General features: G+C 69.3%; 19 protein-coding genes and 2 pseudogenes. 17 read left to right on the forward strand and 4 right to left on the reverse strand.

Annotated features, from left to right (window positions below):
* Positions 1-328 precede the first annotated feature (328 nt).
* Positions 329-812: pseudogene (locus ABD269_RS28060) on the reverse strand (NUDIX domain-containing protein).
* Positions 813-1,104: 292 nt separating this feature from the next.
* Between ABD269_RS28060 and ABD269_RS28065 the strand changes: the two are divergent.
* Positions 1,105-1,611: a transcriptional regulator gene (locus ABD269_RS28065; protein ID WP_344122326.1), complete on the forward strand. Its 507-nt coding sequence runs from the start codon at positions 1,105-1,107 to the stop codon at positions 1,609-1,611.
* Positions 1,608-2,887, forward strand: a pseudogene (locus ABD269_RS28070) (site-specific integrase). Before ABD269_RS28065 ends, ABD269_RS28070 begins: the two are co-directional and overlap by 4 nt.
* A 711-nt stretch (positions 2,888-3,598) precedes the next feature.
* On the opposite strand, the gene ABD269_RS28075 reads toward ABD269_RS28070, so the two are convergent.
* A complete protein-coding gene (locus tag ABD269_RS28075) occupies positions 3,599-4,000 on the reverse strand; it encodes a hypothetical protein (RefSeq protein ID WP_344122328.1) in 402 nt (133 codons plus the stop codon).
* Between the two features lie 208 nt (positions 4,001-4,208).
* On the opposite strand from ABD269_RS28075, the gene ABD269_RS28080 reads away from it, so the two are divergent.
* From ABD269_RS28080 to ABD269_RS28090, 3 genes are read left to right on the forward strand one after another with little or no spacing between them, the layout of a single operon-like run.
* Complete coding sequence (locus ABD269_RS28080) at positions 4,209-4,490, forward strand: hypothetical protein (RefSeq protein WP_344122330.1); 282 nt, start codon at positions 4,209-4,211, stop codon at positions 4,488-4,490.
* Positions 4,491-4,504: 14 nt separating this feature from the next.
* A complete protein-coding gene (locus ABD269_RS28085; protein WP_344122332.1) occupies positions 4,505-5,533 on the forward strand; it encodes a YqaJ viral recombinase family nuclease in 1,029 nt (342 codons plus the stop codon).
* The gene (locus tag ABD269_RS28090) at positions 5,530-6,393 is read left to right on the forward strand and encodes a recombinase RecT (protein ID WP_344122334.1); all 864 of its coding nucleotides are present in this window, start codon (positions 5,530-5,532) and stop codon (positions 6,391-6,393) included. Before ABD269_RS28085 ends, ABD269_RS28090 begins: the two co-directional genes overlap by 4 nt.
* Before the next feature lie 125 nt (positions 6,394-6,518).
* Here ABD269_RS28090 and ABD269_RS28095 read toward each other — a convergent pair whose 3' ends face one another.
* A complete protein-coding gene (locus tag ABD269_RS28095; protein ID WP_344122336.1) occupies positions 6,519-6,809 on the reverse strand; it encodes a hypothetical protein in 291 nt (96 codons plus the stop codon).
* Positions 6,810-7,062: 253 nt separating this feature from the next.
* Here ABD269_RS28095 and ABD269_RS28100 point away from each other — a divergent pair, with 253 nt between their 5' ends.
* From ABD269_RS28100 to ABD269_RS28120, 5 genes are read left to right on the forward strand one after another with little or no spacing between them, the layout of a single operon-like run.
* Entirely contained in the window at positions 7,063-8,028 is a 966-nt protein-coding gene (locus ABD269_RS28100; protein WP_344122338.1) for a mucin-2, read from the forward strand.
* The gene (locus ABD269_RS28105; protein ID WP_344122340.1) at positions 8,025-8,720 is read left to right on the forward strand and encodes a hypothetical protein; all 696 of its coding nucleotides are present in this window, start codon (positions 8,025-8,027) and stop codon (positions 8,718-8,720) included. The genes ABD269_RS28100 and ABD269_RS28105 overlap by 4 nt, the downstream gene beginning before the upstream one ends.
* Positions 8,717-8,968, forward strand: coding sequence for a hypothetical protein (locus ABD269_RS28110; protein ID WP_344122342.1), 252 nt, complete (start codon positions 8,717-8,719; stop codon positions 8,966-8,968). The genes ABD269_RS28105 and ABD269_RS28110 overlap by 4 nt, the downstream gene beginning before the upstream one ends.
* Positions 8,965-9,261: a hypothetical protein gene (locus tag ABD269_RS28115; protein ID WP_344122344.1), complete on the forward strand. Its 297-nt coding sequence runs from the start codon at positions 8,965-8,967 to the stop codon at positions 9,259-9,261. Before ABD269_RS28110 ends, ABD269_RS28115 begins: the two co-directional genes overlap by 4 nt.
* A 20-nt stretch (positions 9,262-9,281) precedes the next feature.
* Complete coding sequence (locus tag ABD269_RS28120) at positions 9,282-10,055, forward strand: hypothetical protein (protein WP_344122346.1); 774 nt, start codon at positions 9,282-9,284, stop codon at positions 10,053-10,055.
* A 34-nt stretch (positions 10,056-10,089) separates the two neighbouring features.
* On the opposite strand, the gene ABD269_RS28125 is transcribed toward ABD269_RS28120, so the two are convergent.
* Positions 10,090-10,383 (reverse strand): hypothetical protein, encoded by a 294-nt coding sequence (locus tag ABD269_RS28125; RefSeq protein WP_344122348.1) that lies wholly within the window; start codon positions 10,381-10,383, stop codon positions 10,090-10,092.
* 128 nt (positions 10,384-10,511) lie between these two features.
* Between ABD269_RS28125 and ABD269_RS28130 the strand changes: the two genes are divergently transcribed.
* From ABD269_RS28130 to ABD269_RS28155, 7 genes are all read left to right on the forward strand, one after another.
* A complete protein-coding gene (locus ABD269_RS28130) occupies positions 10,512-11,627 on the forward strand; it encodes a hypothetical protein (protein WP_344122350.1) in 1,116 nt (371 codons plus the stop codon).
* A gap of 305 nt (positions 11,628-11,932) precedes the next feature.
* Positions 11,933-12,385 (forward strand): DUF732 domain-containing protein, encoded by a 453-nt coding sequence (locus ABD269_RS28135; RefSeq protein ID WP_344122352.1) that lies wholly within the window; start codon positions 11,933-11,935, stop codon positions 12,383-12,385.
* Positions 12,386-12,451: 66 nt separating this feature from the next.
* On the forward strand, positions 12,452-12,898 hold the full coding sequence (locus tag ABD269_RS28140) for a helix-turn-helix domain-containing protein (RefSeq protein WP_344122354.1): 447 nt from the start codon (positions 12,452-12,454) through the stop codon (positions 12,896-12,898).
* On the forward strand, positions 12,898-14,133 hold the full coding sequence (locus tag ABD269_RS28145; protein WP_344122356.1) for a PBSX family phage terminase large subunit: 1,236 nt from the start codon (positions 12,898-12,900) through the stop codon (positions 14,131-14,133). Before ABD269_RS28140 ends, ABD269_RS28145 begins: the two co-directional genes overlap by 1 nt.
* A 74-nt stretch (positions 14,134-14,207) precedes the next feature.
* Entirely contained in the window at positions 14,208-14,654 is a 447-nt protein-coding gene (locus ABD269_RS35440) for an HNH endonuclease signature motif containing protein (protein ID WP_425572999.1), read from the forward strand.
* Positions 14,641-16,113, forward strand: coding sequence for a phage portal protein (locus ABD269_RS28150; protein ID WP_344122358.1), 1,473 nt, complete (start codon positions 14,641-14,643; stop codon positions 16,111-16,113). The genes ABD269_RS35440 and ABD269_RS28150 overlap by 14 nt, the downstream gene beginning before the upstream one ends.
* Before the next feature lie 349 nt (positions 16,114-16,462).
* Positions 16,463-18,688 (forward strand): phage minor capsid protein, encoded by a 2,226-nt coding sequence (locus ABD269_RS28155; RefSeq protein WP_344122360.1) that lies wholly within the window; start codon positions 16,463-16,465, stop codon positions 18,686-18,688.
* The last annotated feature ends 4 nt before the right edge of the window (positions 18,689-18,692 follow it).

The following is an 18,692-nucleotide window of genomic DNA, read 5'->3' on the forward strand; positions in this document are numbered from 1 at the left end:
GGCGGCTTCCACCGCTGTGCGTGCTCCCGCGCCTCTATCCCGCACCAGCGACAGCCACCCGGAGCAGGAATGCGCTGGTCAGAGGCATTTTGCTCGTCAGTCATGAGTCTCCCTCTCCAAAAGGGATTCTTCCCCATGGCACTGACATCACCCCCGCTTCCAGACGGCCCATTTCGCCCTAAATGTAATAAAATGCGCTAGCCGCTCACGGGCTCTGGGTGTGGCCCCATGGGCGCTGCATCGTTACGGCCTGGTTCCTGCAAGGAGAGGGCCTGCAAGATCATCCCGGATGGTGCCGAGCAGATTGGGGCTATCAGCCGGAAGATCCCTACCTGGGCCCTGCCGTCGGCGACACTCCGTGTTCCAGGTAGGCAGTCACACCGCGAGCACGGGCCTCGACGCCAGCCGTGGTACGGCGGACGAGGCGAGGGATCGTGAGTTCTGCCAGCCCCCCTGCTTCGTAGAAGGCGTAGCCGCGGAGCTCGTCAGCCTGGAGTTCGATGTGCCGGCACTCATCCACGGTGAGGCGGCCCCCCTCGAAGAGATAGAGAACCTTGTCGCCCTCCCCTGGATTCGGCGCCCAGTCCACGACGAGCAGGCGGCCGATGGCGGGCTTGATGCCGAGCTCTTCGTGGACTTCGCGCACACAGGCTTGCAAGGGAGATTCCCGCGCTCGACGTAGCCGCCGGGGATTTCGCGGTAGTCCTTGTACGAGGTTCAACGAGCAGGATCCAGTCGGCGTCGTCGAAGAAGAGCGCACCGGCTGCCATGCGCGGGTGGGCCGTCTTCGCTTCGTGCTCGTTCTCGCTCACGGGACGGACTGCAACCGGCGACCGCCAACTGCCCCGTGCCTGCGCCTGCGCCTGCGCCTGCGCCACTAAATCCAGGATGGCGAAGCTAATGGGTCCTCATGACACAACACGATTTCGATGCTGGATACGAGGACGAAGACGAGGACGACATCCCCGAGTGGGCTGACCACGTCGTGGCCACTGTGGCCGCTGAGGTCCGACGCCGAAGGAAGGAGTTGCGTATGAGCGCCCAGGACCTCGCCGACCGGTGCGAGAAGATCAGCCACCCGATCCCCGCAACGTCATCGCCAATATGGAATCCGGTCGCCGCGCCAACCTGCCCCTGGTCGACGTCATGGTCCTGGCCAAGGCACTGCACACGAACCCGATCTGCCTCACCTACCCGATCGGTTACGTCGCCGAGGTCCAGCGGCTCCCGTACGAGCACCGAATTGCTCGGTGGGAGGCCATGTGCTGGTTCATCGCTCAGGACAGCGACTCCCTGGCCGACCGCGACATGCTCCGCTACCAGCGCGAGCACATCGAGGCCCTCGGCGAGGCGCGCTCCGCGATGGCCAGCGAGAGCTACGCACGGTACGCCGTCGAGCAGGCGACCAGTGCCACAGAACGGGCCGAGGCCCTGCGCGACCAGGCCACCTGCCTGGAGCGCATCGATAAGGCCAAGCAACGCCTCCGCGTAGCCCGCTCCTTCATCCGCCGTGGCCGCGGCCTCCTCCCCGACCTGCCAGCCGAACTCGCCGACGTAGTCCCACCCGAACCCGGCAGCAATGCCAACACCACTGAGAAGAATGGTCTTTGAAGGGCTCCACCTACCGCCACTGTTCCTGCCGCGGCCCCAAGACCGGCAAGAAACTCGGCACCTCCTGCCCCAAGCGCAACAGCAGGAACCACTTGCACCTACTCGATACGCCAGGAGCTGCCCCCCGCGTAAGAACGGCGGCCGCAGGTCCTTCGCCCGTGGCGGCTTCGACAGCCGCAAGGCAGCCCAGGCCGACCTCGATCACGTCCGCGCCCTCCTCGGCCTGGCCGAGTCGGACGACCCCGAGGGCACGGAGCTGATCGCCGCCATGCTGACGGCAGTCAGCAGCGAGAAGACTCCCCTGCCCGACGTCGAGGAGACGAGGCGGCGCCTCAACGCCGGCCAAGACATCGGCAGCCTCGCCGTGAGCGAATGGCTCGACCGGTGGCTGGCGGGCAAGCGCAAACGCAAGTCCGGCCTGAACCGCTACGAGACCGACATCCGCGTGCACCTCAAGCCACGCATCGGAGGCCGACGCCTCGACCGGCTGCGCGTCAGCCACCTCAGCGAGATGTTCACGGACATCCGCGAGGCCAACGCCCAGATCCTGGAGCAGAACGATCAACGGCGAGCCGCGATCGACGAGTTGGCGACCGTGCCGTGGAAGGGCGTGGACAAACGCGCCCGCCGCAAGGCCATGAAGGCGGCGATCGACGAGACGCCGCCGTTCCGCCGCATCACCGGCCCTGCCACACGCCAGCACGTCAAGGCAACCCTCCGTGCGGCCCTGAACGACGCGATCGGGCAGCAGATCATCACGTTCAACCCGGCCGCCCATGTCGAGATCGATCCCGTGCGCAAGCCGAAGGCGCTCGTGTGGACGGACGAGCGGGTCGCCAAATGGGAACAGACGGGCGAGAAGCCGTCGCCCGTGATGGTCTGGACGCCCCAGCAGACCGGCGCCGTCCTCGACTTCGTCGCCGAGGGCCGACTGTACGCGATGTGGCACGTGATCGCCTTCCGCAGCCTGCGCCGTGGAGAGGCGTGCGGACAGCCGTGGTCGGAGACGAACCTCGACACCCACTTCAGTGACACCCGCATCACGCGGGACATTTACCAGAGCGCCCTGCCCCAGGTCGGCAAGAACGCCGCCGAGGCGACGGCGAAGCTGGTCCCGCTTCAGCGCAAGGCCGAGGCGGAGAAGGCAGCCCGCAAGGCGGCGAAGAAGGCGAAGGCCGAGAAGGCCCGCAAGGGCGACGCCAGTAAGCCGAAGAACAAGGCGAAAGCCCAGGCCCAGGCCAAGAAGAAGGCCAAGCGCCAGAAGCCCGAGAAGTAGGTCCTGGCGGCGCTCCGCTCACGCATCGCTCCCGCAAGCTGTCCTCGGGATGTCCCCGTCGCGCGGCTCGGCATGCCCAGGCAACAGAAAACCCCAGGTCACGGGCAATATGACTTGGGGTTTCTCTGAGCCGCCTTCGGGATTCGAACCCGAGACCTACGCATTACGAGCTCAAGATCCGAAATGTCGGGTGGGTTCACAGGGTGCCGCCATATGCCAATACATGCAGGTCAGAGGCTCGTGGCGGCACTCCTGATGCCGACCGATGGCGGACAGTCCAGAGCAGTCCGGGCACGCAATGGGCACGCAGCGGGCACGCGTCAGGCGCCGCCCACCTGGGGATTTGCGGCATCAAGCACGAAGGGCCGCACGGTCGTCCGCGCGGCCCTTCCTCCAGTGTTTTCGATCACTCGCCCCCCTCAACATCGGCCTCGGGCGACCGCCGCTGGGGTGCTAGCCCGTTCAGGACGCGCTCAAGGGCGACCGCGCCGGCAGCGGTGATGTGCCGGTCATCGATCGCAATGCGCAGCGCGTCAGCAGTCGCCTGAGCGACTGCCGGTATTCCGTTGTCGAGTCGGGTACGGGTGACGGAGATCAAGATGCCCCCTCGCGGCATGACTGGACCCTGCTCGAACACATGTCCGAGCAGGAGCCCAACCACACTACTCCGAGGCAAGTGTGCAGGTCACGCGCTTACGTGCGGGCGTGATCTTAATCTGACTGTGTTTCAGACTTACCACTGCTTGACCAGCGGGTAAGTAGCTCTTGAACTTTCGGCATGTCCTCGGGGGTCATCCCGGGCACGTGAGCGACGACGACGCCAACCTTCGGGGTGCTGACGTCGAGAGGGTCACCTGCCATGAGGCCGATGTACTGCTGCGCGGCGGCGATCTGCACCTCCCTCTCTGGCTTACCGACAGCGGCAGCGACCGCCCGCACGAGAGCGGGATGGATCTTCACCTGCTGCTCGTTGGCGATCTTCCACAGGGTCGTATGCGACGCCTTGTAGTCGGTCTTTGGATCTAGGGCGCGCTCTGCGAGCTTGCGCCACGTTGTCCCGTCGGCTGTTGCTTGGCGCACCAAGTCGCCGAACGGGGCGCCAGACTCCCACACGGGTTCTCATCTCCGTTCTTGTCGCGAAACGCAAACAGCCTCATTCAAGCAGCCAAAAGCCTCTATCGCACCTGGAAGAACGTCGTTGACGTGCCGTAACGGGAGACTTACGGTGATCTTGTTCCGAAACAGAAACAGGCAATCAGGCCGGATCTGCGCGCTTGCAGACCCTTCCGTTTCTATTCGCATACAGGCCGAAGGGGGAGGCATGGGCACCAGCGTCGTCGAGTTCATCGGACCGCCGCCGGTACAGAAGGACACCAAGCACACCCGCATCGCAAGAGAGCTGCGAGCCCACCCGAACACGTGGGGCGTGGTCCAGCGTGCGGCAAGTACCACCCGCGCCGCGGCGGCAGCGCAAGCCATCCGTAAGGCCAAGCTCGCTGCGTACGCCCCGGCCGGCGCGTTCGAGGCGGTGTCCCGCACGGTCGTTGAGGGCGGCGTCGCCGAGTACCGCGTGTACGCCCGGTTCGTCGGGGGTGCCCGGTGACGAGTGCTGCGACCGTGACGCCCACGGGGGTTGTTGTCGCCCCGTCAGCCATCGACCGTGAGCAGTGGCTCGCCGTCCGTCGTAGGGGCATCGGGGGCTCGGACGTCGCCGCGGTGCTCGGCATGAGCCGGTACACGTCGCCGCACGAGGTCTACCTCGACAAGCGCGGCGAGTTGCCACTCGACCGCCCGCAGCACCCGGACCTCGCCGAGGCCGCTTTCTGGGGGCACGCTCACGAGCCGACGATCGCGAAGGTGTTCGCGGAGCGCACCGGCCTCGGCGTCGTCGAGGGCCCGGGAACGCTCGCGCATGTCGAGCGTCGGTGGATGCTCGCCAACGTCGACCGGTACGTGCTCGACGAGCGGGGACATCCGTCCAGCCTGCTGGAGATCAAGACCCGGTCCGCCTATCAGCTCGCCGAGTGGCTGCTCGGCGTTCCAGACGGGCCGGCGCTTCAAACGCACTGGTACCTCGCCGTCACCGGCTACCAGCACGCGCACGTCGCTGCGCTGCTCGGCGGTAACCGCCTGGTCGTGCACCGCGTCGAGCGCGACGAGGCCCTCGTCGAGCAACTCATCGAGCTCGTCGGGGAGTTCTGGCAGGGCGTGCTCGACGGCATCCCGCCGGCGGTCGACGGTTCCGAGGCCACCGAGGAGCTGCTCGGCCACCTCTACAAGGTCAGGGCCGACGCTGTGACGGTCGCTGATCCGGCCGAGGTGCTCCCGCTGTTGGAGCGCCGGCGCGAGCTCAAGGCCCGCGAGCAGCGGACCGTCGACGAGTTGCGCGAGGTCGACAACCGGCTGAAGGCGACCGCCGGCGAGGCCGAGGTCGTCAAGGTCCAGGGCCGCACCGCCTACACCTACCGGCAGAACGGCCCGCTCTCGCAGAAACGCTTCACCGCCGCGCATCCGGACCTCGCGCAGCAGTACACGCACCGCGTCGACGCGCTCGACACCAAGAGCCTCGCCACCGAGCGACCCGACGAGTTCCGGGCGCACCGCGCCCGACGCCTCGTCGTTTCGAAGGAGAACGCCGCAGCATGAGTACGAACCTCGCCGAGCGCGTCGCCACCAAGCGCACCCGTTCCACCTCCCCCGCCGTCCCGCCCAACCGGCCCGCGCAGCCGGCCTCCCTCGTGCAGTTCGTGCAGCAGATGCGGCCGGAGATCGAGCGCGCCCTGCCGGCCCACCTCGGCGGCGCCGACCGCATCGCCCGCATTGCGCTGACCGAGCTGCGTCGGGTCGAGCACCTCGCCGAGTGCACCCGCGAGAGCTTCGCCGGCGCGCTGATGACCTGCGCGGCCCTGGGACTTGAGCCCGGCGGGGTCTCCGGCGAGGCGTATCTGCTGCCGTTCTGGTCGAAGAAGACGCGTTCGTACGAGGTGCAGCTCGTCATCGGCTATCAGGGAATGATTCGCCTGTTCTGGCAGCATCCGCTCGCCGCCGGCCTGGATACCCACACGGTGTACGAGGGCGACGAGTTCGCGTACGAGTACGGCCTCGACCCGGTGCTGCGCCACAAGCCGGCGCTCGGCTCGGCCAAGGGACCGGCGACGCACTACTACGCCGTTGCTCGCCTCACCAACGGCGGCAACGCGTTCGTCGTCCTGGACGTCGAGGACGTCGAGGCGATCCGCAAGCGCAGCAAGGCCAAGGATTTCGGTCCGTGGGCGACGGACTACGACGCGATGGCTCGCAAGACCTGCGTACGGCAACTGTTCAAGATGCTACCCAAGTCGGCCGAGTTGGCGCGTGCCGTGGCGCACGACGGGACCGTTCGGCGCGATCCCTCGCCCGAGGGGCTCGACGTGCCCGGCGACTACATCGAGGGCGAGATCATCGAGCAGCCGGCCGCCCAGGAAGGCGAGCAAGTCGAGGACATTCCTTCGCAGTTCACCGGGTAGCCCGAGACGGCCGAGCCGGGCAGTGCTCCGGACGCTATGTGATGCCCACTGGTAGCTCACCGACTGAGGGCGCTGTGCAGCTACTGGGCGCCGGCGTCCGGGTCCTCGCCCCTGTTTCTCCCCCGCTATTCAAGCTCGTCATCGCTGACGATCACCTTTACTCCGGCGATCACCTCTTCCACTGCATAGAAATATTTGTAATGACTGCCAGCCATGGAGCTTACAAACCGTCCGCCTCGACCCCTGTCGAACGGGCCTTCCGCTTCGAGGGTCAGCCCATTCAGTCGAGTGCCACTCGGATATTTCTCAATGCCGTTACCCAGATCGATCGGGATGAATTCCACACCTCGGGCACTTTCAGACTTTGAGTATTTCACTGCCCCGCCATTTTTTACGACCGAAGACTTGCTATTCATTTCCTACTCCTGGAGGTTTCTTGACCGCTGCGACAGAAACGTAAATGAATCTATCGACTTCCCGGGCGGAGTGCCCCGCAAATGACCCCGGCAATGCAGTGTTCACCCGATGAGCGCAGCGCCGTACAGACGTACGCCGCGCCGTCGACGGCATCCGTCGCTACCTCACTGGCTACTGCTTCCCGCTCTACACCCCCCTGCCGCCCTCACCGGACGGCCCACCCCCGTCCGCGCCCAGGAAGGAGCCGACCCCGTGACCTGGTTCAAGATCGATGACAGCGCGCACATGCACCCGAAGGTGATCGCCGCGGGTAACGCTGCTCTGGGTCTGTGGCTGCGGTGCGGCGCCTACTCCGCCCAGCACCTCACCGAGGGCCACGTGCCGGCCGTGGTCGCCAAGCAGTACGGAACTGCCCCGCAGGCCGCCAAGTTGGTCAAGGTCGGGTTGTGGCACGAGCACGGTCACGGCTGCTCGCGCTGCGTCCAGCCGGCCGCTGGCGACTATGTGGTGCACGACTTCTTCGAGGCCGGTCGCAACGCCACCCGCGCGCAGGTCGAGGCCAATCGGAGCGCCGCCGCGGAGCGCAAGGCCAAGAGCCGCAGCCGCGGAAATGGGGAGCGAATCGGCGATGAATCGCGCGCGGATCGTGCGCGAAACGAGCGCGGATCGGCGCCGGATCGTGAGCGAAACGCACCCCAGTTTCGAGAGGAAACCGCAGGTCAAGAGGGGCTGTCACAGCGTGACCCTATGGAGGGTGTCACAGGCCCCCTAACCAACCCCAAGCCATACCCCTCTACTTCCTTCGGAAGTAGAGGGAAACAAGCTAGCTCGGGGGACAGCGACGGGCCTCGGATCGCAGAGCCTGTACGGCCCCTCGTCGACGCGATGACCGCCGCCGGCATGGTCGTCTCGTGGGAGCTCGCCCCCGCCGAGTGGGTCCTGCTGCAAGCCCTGATCGGGCGCTGCGGTGTGCCCGTCCTCGTCGACCACGCCGGGGGCGCCTGGCAGGCCGCACGCACCCGCCCCCGCAGCGCGCGCTACTTCCTCGCCGGATGGCGCTCCCTCCCCTCCATGCCCACCCGCACCCCCGACTCGACCGGGCCCGGTGCGACCGTCGTCGCCCTACGCAGTGCTGCCCGCCCCTCGACCACCGATCAGCGCGTGCGCGACGGACTCGACCTCGCCGCCCGACTCCGCGAACAGGAGAACGCCCAATGACACCCGCAGACGCCGCCGAACTGCTCACCCTGTGCGCCGCGTTCGACCGCAGGACCATCGGCGAAACCGACGCCCGCGCATGGGCCGCCGCACTCAACGGCGTGCCCCTCGACGCCGATACCCGCGAAGCCGTCGCCCGCCACTACGCCGAAACCGAGCAGTGGATCACTCCCGCCCACGTCCGCCGCATCCGCGTCCGCATACGCGAGGACCGCATCGGCGCCGCCCACCCCGTCTACAACGGCAACCCCAACGAGACCGGCGCCCAGTTCGCCGAGCACCGTCGCGCCCAACTCGCCGCCGCGGCCGACGGCACCCTGCCCGCACGCACCATCACCCAGGCCATAGGCGCCGAGCCCTCGCACGAAGTCCTCGCCTTGGCCGCCGGTGTCGGCCGCGCCGTCGACGAGGACGAGCGCCCGTACATGCCGACCGATGTTGCCGATCAACTCGCCAAGCAGCGATACGGCGCCCGCCGCCGCGCCTTCCCCGAGCTCGAAGTCGACTGCCCGCACGAGACGTGCCGCGCCCGGCGGAACTCACGGTGCAAGGCGCCGAGCGGGCGTGAACTCCGCGATCACACCCACGACAAGCGACAGCGCACCTACACCGAGCACGTGTCCCACGTGATGTGCCAACCACCCGCCCCGCGCACCGCCCGAGCCCGTCACACCGCAGGAGGCCGCCGGTGATCCCCTACGCCGCACGCGCCCTCATCGCCGCCCACCTCACGGACGAACTCGACGTGCACCCGCACCTCGCGACCCTCACCACCGCAGCACTCGCCGACCGCCTCGCCGCCGACGGATGGCACATCACCAGCACACCGCCCGCGCGACCGGTCGCGCCTCGCGCGCGGGAGGCCGGCCGGACCCGTCGGGGTCTTGCCCGTCGCCTGCTCCCCCGCCGTACCCGGACGAACGGAGACGCCACCTCATGAGCCGCAGCACCCGAGCCGCCGACCGGGAGCTCGGCCGCACCCGCCGCCGCGCGTCCCTCGCCGTCCTGCTTGCCCGCGCCGAGCGGCTGCTGCCCTCCGAGGCCGACCTGCTGCGCGCCATGGTCGGTGCCGAGATCGCCGAGGGTGACCGAGCGCGGCGCACCGCCGTCGGCTACACAGCGGCTGTCCGTCGACTGCACGCCAGGGTCGAGGCCGCCGAGCAGGCGATCGTCGAGGCCGAGGCCGACCGCGACCGGGCGCAGCAGGCGCTCGCCACCATCACCGCCCACTGAACGACTGAGGGGGATCACCTATGACCAGCGCCGCTATTGCCCGCCGCGAGACCGTCGAGGCGCTGCGCACCATCCGGGAACACTGGGGCGAGCTGCTGCTCACGATCGAGACGCCGCCGGCGGACGTGTGGCCCCCGCGGCAGCTCGCGCACACCATGCGCGACGACGAGCTGCTCGTCGAGGACCGGGCGCCGTTGGTGCTGCGCGAGCACCCCGCCCCACTGAACGTGACCGCGCTCGACGCCGGCCTCGACATCGAGCGCCAGGTGTTCGACCTCGCCGACACTCTCGCCGCCACCGTCCAGCACGCCACCCTCGACGACCCGCGCAGGTGGGGCTACCGCAGCCCCACCTCGCCGGGCAGCAGAGGGCACGGCCTTCACTGGGCATGTGTGTGGATCGAGGGGCGCCTGCTCGACGAGGACACCGAGCCCGAGCAGCAGCTCGACGGCACCCTCGCCGCGGCACCGTTCGACGTCCTGCCCCCACGCCTGCTGCATGAGGCACGGCGCAGCGTCCGGGAGTGCGAGGGTCGTCTACTGCGCACGCTCGCCCTCGATGAGCGCACTACCCCGGTTCCCGACCGGCCGTGCCCCTGGTGCGCTGGCCTGCTGGTGCTGCACACCGGACCCGAGCAGGGGCCGGCCGTGACCTGCTCGACCGGGCCGGCCTGCCCTGCCCCCGTCGTGCTCGACGGGCGGGGCCGGCGGGTGTGGGAGTGGGGCGACCTGTCCGACCTCGTCGCCGCCCTCGCCGCTGCGGGACATCTGGGGGACCTTCCCCTAGCGGCATGACAGCAGGCCGGCCCGCAATCTCGGGGCCGGCCTGCTATTTGCCCTTGAGGATCTGATCCACGCGCGGCGTGGACTTGCCGATCAGTTCGCCAATCTTGCGAAGAGAGAGCTTCCGGTCGCGCAGCTCTTGTAGCGCGGCACCGCGCACGGCCTTGACCCGCTTCACGGCGTCCGGCAGCAGATCCTCGGCGAGGAGCTGCGCCGTGAGTTCGCGCTCGACAGGGTCGGGGATGCCGTCGAGGTAGGCGAGCGCGGCGTCGAGGTGCTCCGCCATGTGCTCACGCAGGGCGGCGCGTGCCTGCTCAGCCGGGGGGGTCGTCTCGCTCATGGGAGCAGCCTACGCGGTCCCGAAGATTATTTTCTAGACCCCCTTGACACACTTTCTAGGCCCCCTATAAATTCTTGGTGTGCCGCCGGACTCCACCCGGCCCCACCACAACCAAGGGAGCAACCCCCATGGAAATCCGCACACTTGCCGAGCTCGCGAGCGTCACGTACGCCACCGTCGGCCGCGGAAAGCGCGTCCACTACTCGCCCCGCAACGACGACACGCTGTGCAGCCGCGAGGTTGGCGAGTACCTCAACATCTTGGAGGCTTCCGAACTGCTCGACGAGCGGGGGCACAAGATGTGCGCCACGTGCACCCGCGCTGCGCGGAAGCGCGCCGAGAACGCCGAGCAGCTCGCCGAGCAGGACCAGGAGCAGCCCACGCGCGATGAGCCGTCCGACACCTGGACGATCACAACCCGCGCCGGCGTCGAAATCGCCCGGGTCGAGGGGGCGACGGCCGAGGACATGACCCGCGCAGCCGAGGCCCTGCCCGAGGTGCGCGCCAACATCCAACGCGAGGGCGGATTCACGCGTCGCCGCCTGTACACGTCCGAGCTGACACCTGCGGGAACCCGGCAGGACTCGGCTGCGGTCGGGGCCGAACGGCAGCCGGCGGCCGAAATCGAGCGCCGCATCGTCGAGGGTGTCGTCGTCGAGCACGGCGGTACCGCCGAGGGCAGCCTGCCCCGGCACGCCCAGCACCCCGACGTCGTTGCCGCCCGCGCCGCCCTGCGCCCGTTGAAGCCCGCCATCCTGACCGACCGCACCGACACCAGCCGGGGCGCCGACGAGGTCGACACCAGCGTGCGCGGGTACATGCTCGACCCCCGCGGGCAGGGGCGCGTCGCCGCCTACTGGGTCGAGGGCGGACAGGACACGTTCCGAGGCGAGCCGCACGTCGTCGAACTGAACATCTTGCGGGACAAGTTCACCGAGGCCGGGTGGCGCGTCGAGCCGCGCAGCCTGCGGTGCGTGTTCGCATGGCGCCCGGCCGAGGGCGACGAGGACAAGACTGTCCGCCAAGCGGACGCCGCATGCCAGGAAGCAGGGCGCGCGCTCCGGGCCCGACGCCGGACCCAGCAGCGGCAGGCCGCCCCCGAGGCCGACGAGGTCGACGTCGCGGAGTCCCTCGACGCCGCGGGCACGTGGCGTAGCGGGTGGATAGCCACCGGGCAGCAGGCCGCCAATGATGTTCTGTTCAACCTAGGCGACGGTGCCGAGCAGGGCGCCCTCTTCGGCTGATGACCAACCGCCCGCCCCGGACTTAACCGAGGCGGGCGAGAAGTAGAACGGGCCCGCTTCGGCGACTCCACCGCCTCACGGGCCCTAGCCGTGGGCAGGAGCAAACCCCGCCCAAGGCTGCGGCCAGCCTATCCCGGGCATGCACCCGAACAGACTTGCGCCGTTACCAATTCGTGACCTAGAGTTGGAGGCGCCTCCGGCGTGCCCGGAAACCCCCCGACCACCGCCCCGCCACTCCCCCCCTGTGGCGGGGTGGTGTCATGCCAGGATGGGCGATCATGCCCGCTGGCCAGGGGAGAGCCACCATGAAACGCACCGCCACCGCCTTAACTGCCGTCGTGATCGCCGCCGCAAGCCTCACCGCGTGTGGAGGCGGCAAGGGCAGCGAGAGCAAGTCCCCGGAGAAGAGCACGCCGCCGGCCGCGGCGTCGAGCGCACCCGCCGCCCCGGCCACCCCGAGCAAGCCCCTTGCGAGCGCCGAGGCAAGAGGCGGCATCCCGCCCAAGCCGGACGCTGCCGTTCAGGCCGCCTACGTCCGCGCCCTGAACGCCATCGACCCCGCCATCGTGAACGGCAAGGAAGACCGTGCTGTGAGCCGCGGACGCGACACGTGCGGAACGATCCACTCGTTCCCCAGTGACCACGCCAAGCAGGTATCGCTCACGCAGCAACGATTCAGCGGTGCGAAGCAGTTCACCACCGCGCAGGCCGAGCAGATCCTCACCGCGGTGCAGACGCACCTCTGCCCGAAGCACTGACCCATCACGCCTGTACGGCCCGGCGGTGCTGCTGCCGGGCCGTTGCGTGCCCGGAGGTGATCAGCCGTGGCCGAGCCGATCACCAATACCGACCGCGAACAGGTCCGCCGGCTACACGCCGCAGGCAAGTCCCGTAACGCCATCGCCCGCGAGACCGGGCGCAGCGCCGCGACAGTCTCGAAGGTCGCCCGCGAGCTGGGGCTCGAATTCTCCGGCGGTGCCCGCGTGGCTGCTGCGACCGAGGCGCGCCGCGCCGATGCTGCCGCGCGGCGTGAGCTGCTCGCCGAGGAGTCCCTCGACGGCGCCCTGCGCCAAGTCGAGCGGACAACCGGCGCCGAGTCCGCACGCGACGCCCGCGACCACGCCACCGCCGCCCGCGCTCTTACCGAGGTGCACGCCCGCGTCGCCGAGCTCGCCCGTCACAGCAGGACCGGTAGCGCCGGAGGATCGATGCTCGACCGCCTCGCCGACGCCCTGCTCGGGCCGGCCGGAGGTGACGACAAGGGGGTGTAGTGGCCTCGCCCCCTCTGTCCGACAAGCAACTCTCGTCGGTCCGGGCATCGTTCGACTCCCGCATTTCTGTCTGGCACGGCAGCGTGCGGTCGGGCAAGACCATCGCGAGCCTGCTCGCGTTCCTGATCTCGATACGGCGGGCGCCGGCAACGGGCCTGATCCTGCTGTGCGGCCGATCGCTGCAAACGATCGAGAGGAACATTCTCGAACCGCTCGCCGATCCGGCGCTGTTCGGCCCGGACGTCACTGCGGAGGTACGGCACACCCGGGGCGCCACGACGGCGAACATCCTCGGCCGCACCGTCCACCTGATCGGTGCCTCGGACGCTCGGGCCGAGGGCCGCCTGCGCGGCGCAACGGCCTGCCTCGCCTACGTCGACGAGGCCACCCTCGTACCCGAGGGATTCTGGACGCAGCTACTCGCCCGCCTGAGCGTGCCTGGGGCGCGGCTGCTGGCCACCACGAACCCCGACGGGCCGCGGCACTGGCTCAAGGCGTCGTACCTCGACCGCGAGGCCGAACTCGACCTCGTCGGCTTTCACTTCCGCCTCGACGACAACCCCGCGTTGCCGCCCGCCTACGTTGCCGCGCTGTCCGCCGAGTATTCCGGCCTTTGGCGACGCCGCATGATCGACGGCGCGTGGGTGCTGGCCGAGGGGTCGATCTACGACATGTACGACGAGCAGCGGCACGTCGTCGATGCGTTGCCGGAGATGCGCCGGTACTGGCTCGGCATCGACTACGGCACGGCGAATCCTTTCTCCGCCGTGCTGCTCGGCCTCGGCCCCGACGACCGCCTGTACGCGGTCGCCGAGTGGCGGTACGACTCCCGAGCCGCCCGCCGACAGATGACCGACGCCCAGTACTCCGCCGCGGTCCGAGGATGGCTCGACGAGCTCGGCATCGTGCCCGAGTGGACGTTCGTCGACCCGTCGGCCGCCTCGTTTTCCACACAGTTGTGGACGGACGAGCACCCCGGCGTCGCCCGCGCCGACAACGCCGTGCTGGACGGCATCCGCAGCGTCTCGAACGTCCTCGACGCCGGCCTGCTGTACATCCACCGCTCGTGCGAGGGGCTGCTCACTGAACTCCCCGACTACTCATGGTCGGAGCAGGCCGCAGCGCGCGGCGAGGATCAGCCCGCCAAGGTCAACGATCACAGCGTCGACGCCCTGCGCTACGCCGTGCAGTCCACCGCCCACGAGTGGCGCCACCTGATCGCACAGCCCCAGTAGCCACACCACCACCGCCACACCCCGGACGCCCGGGGGGCGTGCCGTGGGTGCGCCTGCCCAAAGGGGGACATGCGATGCCGCGTAACCCGCGTAACGATGCCGATCGATTCCTCGACAAGGTGACCCCGACCGCCGGCGGCTGCTGGCAGTGGACAGGGTCGGTCAAGCCGTCCGGCTACGGGCAGTTCAGGGTCGGTGCTCGGATCCGGTCTGCGCACCGGGTCGCGTATGAACTCTGGCACGGGGAGATACCCGACGGGCTCGTGATCGACCACTTGTGCCACCGGCGGGACTGCGTCCGGCCTGATCACCTCGAAGCGGTAACCCAGCGGATCAACATCCGACGCGGCGTGAACATCGCTGCCCGGCGTGCCCGCCAAACCCACTGCTGTCGCGGACACGAATTCGATGCCGCCAATACGTACCGAGCGCCCAACGGCACGAGGAAGTGCCGACGGTGCCGTGCCATGGCGCAGAACCGCGCACGACATCGACGGGAGGTGGCCTGTGCCGCTTCCTGACGCTGATACCCCGTGGCCGCCGAAGCAGTTCGCCGGCATCTACCGCGATCTGCGCGTCGATGATGCGTGGTACTCGGGCGATCACAAGCGGCTCGCCGGGGTCTACCGCGACCAGCCGCGCCGCGAGGACGGCCGGCGCCGCCTGTGGGGGCGCCTGCGTCACCCGCAGCACGGCCGCCGCGACACCCGCCTTCACATCCCGCTCGCTGGCGACATCGCGACCACGTCCGCTGATCTTCTGTTCTCCGAGGCGCCTGTCTTCACCGTCGAGGACACCGCGACGCAGGACCGGCTCGGCGACATCGTCGAGGCTGGCGGCATCGCGAACACCTTGCTGGAAGCCGCGGAAGTCGCCGCGGCTCTTGGGGGCGTGTACCTACGCGCCACCTGGGATGCCTCGCTTGTCGCCCGGCCGATCCTCACCGCTGTGCACGCCGACGCCGCCGTGCCCGAATTCCGTTGGGGCACGCTCGTTGCCGTGACGTTCTGGCACGAGCTCGCTTCGGACAGCTCGACCGTGTGGCGCCACCTCGAACGCCACGAGGTAGGCCGCATCCTGCACGGGCTCTACCAGGGGACGCCGGATCGTCTCGGCGTGCGTGTCCCCCTCACCGAGCACCCCGAGGTCGCGCCGCTCGCCGATTCCCTCGACACCGAGGGCGACGGCATCGCAACCGGCATCGACGCCCTCACCGCCGCCTACGTTCCCAACATCCGGCCGCACCGCAAGTACCGTGGCAGCCCCTTCGGGCGGTCCGACTACGCCGCACCGCTCCATGACCTCATGGACGCGCTCGACGAGACATGGACCTCGTGGCTGCGCGATATCCGCCTCGCCCGGAGCCGCATCATCGTGCCCGATGCCTACCTGCGCGACCACGGCCCCGGCCGCGGCGCATCATGGGACGAAGACCGGGAAATCTGGCACGGGCTGAACGTCCCCCCGACCGAGGGCGCCGGCATCACGCTGTCGCAATTCGCGATCAGGGTCACCGAGCACCAGACGAGCGCCGACTCGATCGTGCAGCAGGCCGTACGGTCCGCCGGATACTCCGCGCAGTCCTTCGGCCTCGGCGACCAGGTCGCCGCCACGGCGACCGAGGTCAAGTCCCGCGAACGCCGGTCGATGATCACGCGCTCGAAGAAGGCGCGCTACTGGGCGGCGCCCCTCGCCGACATGCTGCGCGTCCTGCTCATGCTCGACCGCGCCCTGTTCACCCCCGGCCTCATACCGGAACGGCCCCGGGTCACGTTCGGGGACTCCGTGAGCGAGGACCCGCAGAGCAGCGCGCAGACCCTCGCCCTGCTCCAGCAGGCACAAGCCGTGAGCACCGACACCAAGGTGCGGGCCCTGCACCCGGATTGGGACGAGACGGCCGTGCGCGAGGAAGTCGACCGCATCCTCGCCGAGACCGGGCAGGCCGTGCCCGACCCGATGCAGACGGGCCTGCTTTCCTAGCTTTGCCTGCCTGTCCCGCGTTGGCACGCGGACACAAGTTCCGCCAAAGCCCTGATGATCTCTGGCCGTTGGGGTGGACGCGTACCGCGGAGAGCCACTGCAAGCAACATCGTCACGAACAGGACGCGAAGCGAGAAGACGGGCAATACCCCAAAGGCAGGACTCATAGCCGAAAGCATATATGGGCGGAATGAATTGCGAATTGTCTCATGGTGGGACATAGTTGTCAAAACTCAGCGGTCATAACCTAGCCTTTCGCACCGACTCGCAGGCCAGAGGGCCCGTGAGGGCACTCCGGGCGCGGCGCCCGGCTCCACTCTGACGTGACACAGATCACATAGGGGGTGTCGTGCCGATCCATCCGGGCATGGTCGAGGATCTCGCGGCCAGCGTGTACGACCTGTACGCGGACGCCGAGCAGCGGCTGCTCGGGATCGTGGCGCGGCAGCTCGCCGACGGGTTCGAGGCCCCGGGCTGGGCCACGGCCAAACTGGCCGACGTGCAGGCGCTGCGCCGCGGCGCGCAGGGTGTCGTCGATGCCTTGTCGTCCGCCATGCAGCTTGAGGTGTTCGACGCGGTCGCCGAGGCGTACAGCACCGGGGCGCGGGCCGGTCTCGTCGAGCTTGGCGCCCTGGGCGACGAGGACGTCCGGCGGATCGCTGAGATGACGCCCAACACCCGTGCCGTGGACCGTCTCGCGGCCGAGACCGTCGAACGCGTCGAGGCCACGCACCGTGGCATTCTCCGCGGCGTCGAGGATGGCTATCGGCAGGTGATCGCCGAGGTGTCCGCAACGCCGCTGCTCGGGATCGACACCCGTCGTCAGGCGACGCAGCGCGCGATGGGGCGGTTTGCCGACCAGGGCCTGCGCACGTTCGTCGACAAGGCCGGCCGGTCGTGGCAGATGACGAGCTATGCGGAGATGGCCACCCGAACCAGCGTCGGCCGCGCCGCCGTCGAGGGACACACCGACCGTCTGCAAGCCGCCGGGCTCGACCTCGTGATCGTCTCCAACGCACCCCATGAGTGCCCGCTCTGCAAGCCGTTCGAGGGCAAGGTGCTGACTCTTGGTGGGCCCGACGGGGCGCGCGAGGTCGAGGTCGAGCACGCGGTCGAGGACGGCCGCACGGTGCGCGTGTCCATCGCCGGATCGCTCGACGAAGCGCGTACCCGCGGGTTTCAGCATCCCAACTGTCGTCACTCGGTGGCCGCTTATCTGCCCGGGGTCACCCGCGAGCCTGTCGAGCACTCCGAGGACCCGAACGGCTACGAGGCGACGCAGAAGCAGCGTGCGATCGAGCGCGGGATCAGGAAGTGGAAGAACCGCGCGGCCGCCGCCGTCACCCCGGAGGAGAAGAAAGCGGCCGAGGCCAAGGTGCGCGCGTGGCAGGGCAAGATGCGCGGACACCTCGCCGAGCACCCCGAACTCATCCGACGCCGCGAACGTGAGCGCCTCGGCGCCGGCAACCTCCCCTCGACCGCGCCGCGCCCGCCGCAGGATGCGATCGAGGCCGCGCGCGTACGCTCCGGCGACGCCCGCACCCTGCGGGAGATGTCCGACGAGCAGCTCGGCGCCGCTATCCGCTCCGACGTCCTCGACCGGCGCGACCATGGCCGGATCGGTGCCGAGGCCGACCGGCGCGACGAGCAGGCCCTGCTCGACCGCGTCCGCCCCGGCGGGCGCCTGGCCGACAACCTCGCCGCCTTCTCCGGCGACGAGCTCGCACGCGTCTCCAACCGTCTCGGCGACGGCGACATGCTGCGCGTCATGGCGGAGATGGACCGGCGCGACATCGACGCCGCCCTGCCCGGTGCACGCCGGGACCTGATCGGCCTGTCCGACCGGGAGCTCGCCAACCGGGCGCGCCGCGCGGACAACACCGAGCGCGCCGCCCTGGACGCCGAGGCCAACCGGCGACGGCTGCTCGGGGAGGTCTTCCCCGGCGGCCGGCTGGCCGCTGATCTCTCCGGGATCGGCGAGGACACCCTCGGATGGGCGATCTGGTACGCGAGCGAACACGACGCCGTGCGGATCGCCGACGAGCTCGACCGCCGACACCCGCCGACCCCCCTGCCGGACGCGGCAGGGGCGCACAGCGTCGAGGGGCAGCTCGCCGACCGCGCCGCCCTTGACGAGGCGCTCGCCCCGGCCAGCGACCCTGACGACTGGGGGCACCTCGCCCTCGGCGACCACCCGCACGACGGGATGTCGGCCACCGAGCGATGGATCGCCGAACGCGAGGCCGACGCCCGCGTGCAGCGCACCGCCTACAGCCGCGAGCAGGTGCGCGAGATGTACCGCGAGCACGTGTACGCGCAATGGGCAGAGGCCGAGACCGAGCTGCGGGGCGTGCTGTTGTCCCGTGAGGCCGAGGCCGCCGGAGTCGACCCGGTCTCGCTCTTTTCGGGCCCCTCGCACGTCGCCTACAGCCGCGCGTCGGAAGAGCTGAAACGGTGGTGGGCCGATCACCCGCGCACTACGCTTGCCGAGTACACAGAGCAGGTCACCGGCGTACGCGACGCCGCCGCGGACACCGCCCGCAAGGCACGCGACGACCGGCAGAACCGACTCTGAGGAA

The sequence above is a fragment of the Streptomyces blastmyceticus genome, from assembly GCF_039521185.1.
GTDB classification, from domain to species: Bacteria; Actinomycetota; Actinomycetes; order Streptomycetales; family Streptomycetaceae; genus Streptomyces; species Streptomyces blastmyceticus.